Raw genomic sequence first — 2,300 nt, 5'->3', positions numbered from 1 at the left:
GAGATAGATAGTCCTCGCTCTTCCATCATCTCTACAAGGTCACGTAAGCTTAAATTGTACCGTAGGTACCATCTCACCATTAAGGTTGATAGTGTTTCCATTTGAATGCACTTGGCTTAGACATACTTCATCCACATCCTTTTTAGATTAGTAGTATTAGTATGTCCAAGTTTGATGATTTTTTTGCACCAGAACCTTTTTTTCGTTAGAGGGATCCAAATTTATCTTAGATTGATAGTGATGTAGCGAAATCAAGATATTACAAACCTAACAAGAGAGGAGTCGTTTATAGGGTCTTCTTTTGTTAGGTATAAATAACTAATTTAATTGATGAGTAAATAGAAAAAGTGTAATTTGTTGTACTGGAGTCAGTGTAAAAAAGGCTATAATACCTATTTTTGTATCCTAGCTATAATATAGTCCCTAAAATAAAATTAGCAAGCAAGATGTTCATTATTAGTATTTCACTTTACATTGATTTCTTTTTCACTTTAAATTTCCTGTTTGAAAAAATTATTATTAATTTACTAGTTATATATGACATAAAAAAATATATAAAATATGCTATAACAAAATTATTTGCTACAACATTCATTTGTTTATAGGTGTATATAAAGAAAATTGCTAATATAATTCCCAACAATATTGGTGCAACAAAGACTTTCCTTGCAATAATTGTGATTACGATACTTAACAATACACAGGTTAAAGGGATGTAGAAAATTAACATTTCAAAAAAACCTTGGGTTGACTTAAAGTATTCCATAAAAGCTTCCATAATACACATCCTTTTTGCATAAGTTTATCATGAATTAATATCAAAAAACTTTGTCTTTTCTTTGTATCAACAAAAATTGTAATGAAATAAAAGACATCTTCCAACACTATATTCCAATTAATTTCTTTTTATTCCAAAATATAACTTTATAAAATATAATATAATAGAATTTTATATTATAAAGGGGATGGAATTATGAAAAAAAGAATGGGGATACTTCTAACTAGTTTGTTCCTAACGTTACCAACGATCGCTAGTGCTGAAAAAGAAAAGGATTGGCATTTAGTGGAACCTAGTAGCCCGGGAATTGAAGCGAAATGGTTAGAAGAATTAGGGCCTGAATTTCAACAAGAGTACAATAATTATAGCGTTCAACAAAAAAAAGAAATATTAAGTGAATTTTATAAGGCTTCTAAAAAAACAGAAGAATTTAAAAAACAGCTTGCAAATAATGAAAACAGTAAATCTTTAACGCAGCAGGCATCGAGTAGATGGACTGGCTATGGTATGGGCACAATGGGAGATGCTCTTGTTTCTTTAGATAATGGTAGTAGTAGTTTTCGGTGGGGGCATGCAGGAATTGTAGCAGATAATAATGCGTATGTATTCGAAGCAAATCCAGGCGAAGGTGTTCAAAGAAAAGCGAATTATTGGAACACTTATTATAATAGTAAATATGCTTTGTATGTAAAAGGTGCAAGTACTAATTCATATCAAGGAGCACAGCATTATGGATGGCAACAATGGAGAAATGGAAAACCTTATGGTTTGTCAATGAATAAAATGGACGAATCTTCTTACTATTGCTCTAAATTAGTATGGCGGGCTTGGAAAAATGAAGGTATTGATATAGATGCAGATGGAGGCCCTACAGTTTGGCCGATAGATATATTAAATTCAAGCCAAACAGTATCATATTAAAACCATTTTAATTTAAAGGAGCAAATAATGAAGAAAATAAAAATTATACTATTAACTATAGTAATAATTGCTTCCTCTATAACAGCTATATATTATTTTCTTTTAAAAAGCAATGAAAATCATGTATCCGTGCAAGGTCAAAAATCAACAGCATTTAAGGATATCGGAGTTCTTTATATGAAACCAGGCGTGATACCTAATAGTGAATTTGTATTTATAAAAGATCCGGAAGATGAAATTGTTACAAAGAAAATAACTGGTACTGATTATTATTTTGAAGACACTATCAAAAATAAAGGAGAATTTGTTTTATCTTCCGTTACCAATGGTAATCGTGCTTTTATTGATTCAAAAAATAAAGTTGAATTGGCACGGGAAAAAGAAAAATCTGGAGTCTCTGCTATTTATGAAGATGAGAATTTAGTAATTAAAGGGTTAAATGATGATTTGAAAAACTCAACACTACTTATTAAAAGCAATAAGATTAATCACCAGATTAAATTAGTGGGTTATATCACACAAATTGATTATGATCAATCAAAGCATACAGCTTACATTTTTAATGATTTTACCCATGAGCAGAAAAGTGTTCTCTATACAG

The 2,300-nt window shown here is 30.1% G+C and carries 2 protein-coding genes and 1 pseudogene; 2 read left to right on the top strand and 1 reads right to left on the bottom strand.

Translation table 11 applies throughout. The features are described from left to right. Positions 1–124, bottom strand: a pseudogene (locus AC1DJR_RS26860) (IS6 family transposase); the annotation flags it as partial. 849 nt (positions 125–973) lie between these two features. On the opposite strand from AC1DJR_RS26860, the gene AC1DJR_RS26855 reads away from it, so the two are divergent. Beyond that, positions 974–1,699 (top strand): YiiX/YebB-like N1pC/P60 family cysteine hydrolase, encoded by a 726-nt coding sequence (locus AC1DJR_RS26855; RefSeq protein WP_477003940.1) that lies wholly within the window; start codon positions 974–976, stop codon positions 1,697–1,699. Positions 1,700–1,726: 27 nt separating this feature from the next. Further along, positions 1,727–2,300, top strand: a 574-nt coding sequence (locus AC1DJR_RS26850; protein ID WP_477003939.1) for a hypothetical protein, incomplete at its 3' end; no start/stop codon positions are given.

Source organism: Bacillus sp. 05T31 (assembly GCF_056396725.1).
This window is presented reverse-complemented; position numbering and strand designations above follow the sequence as displayed.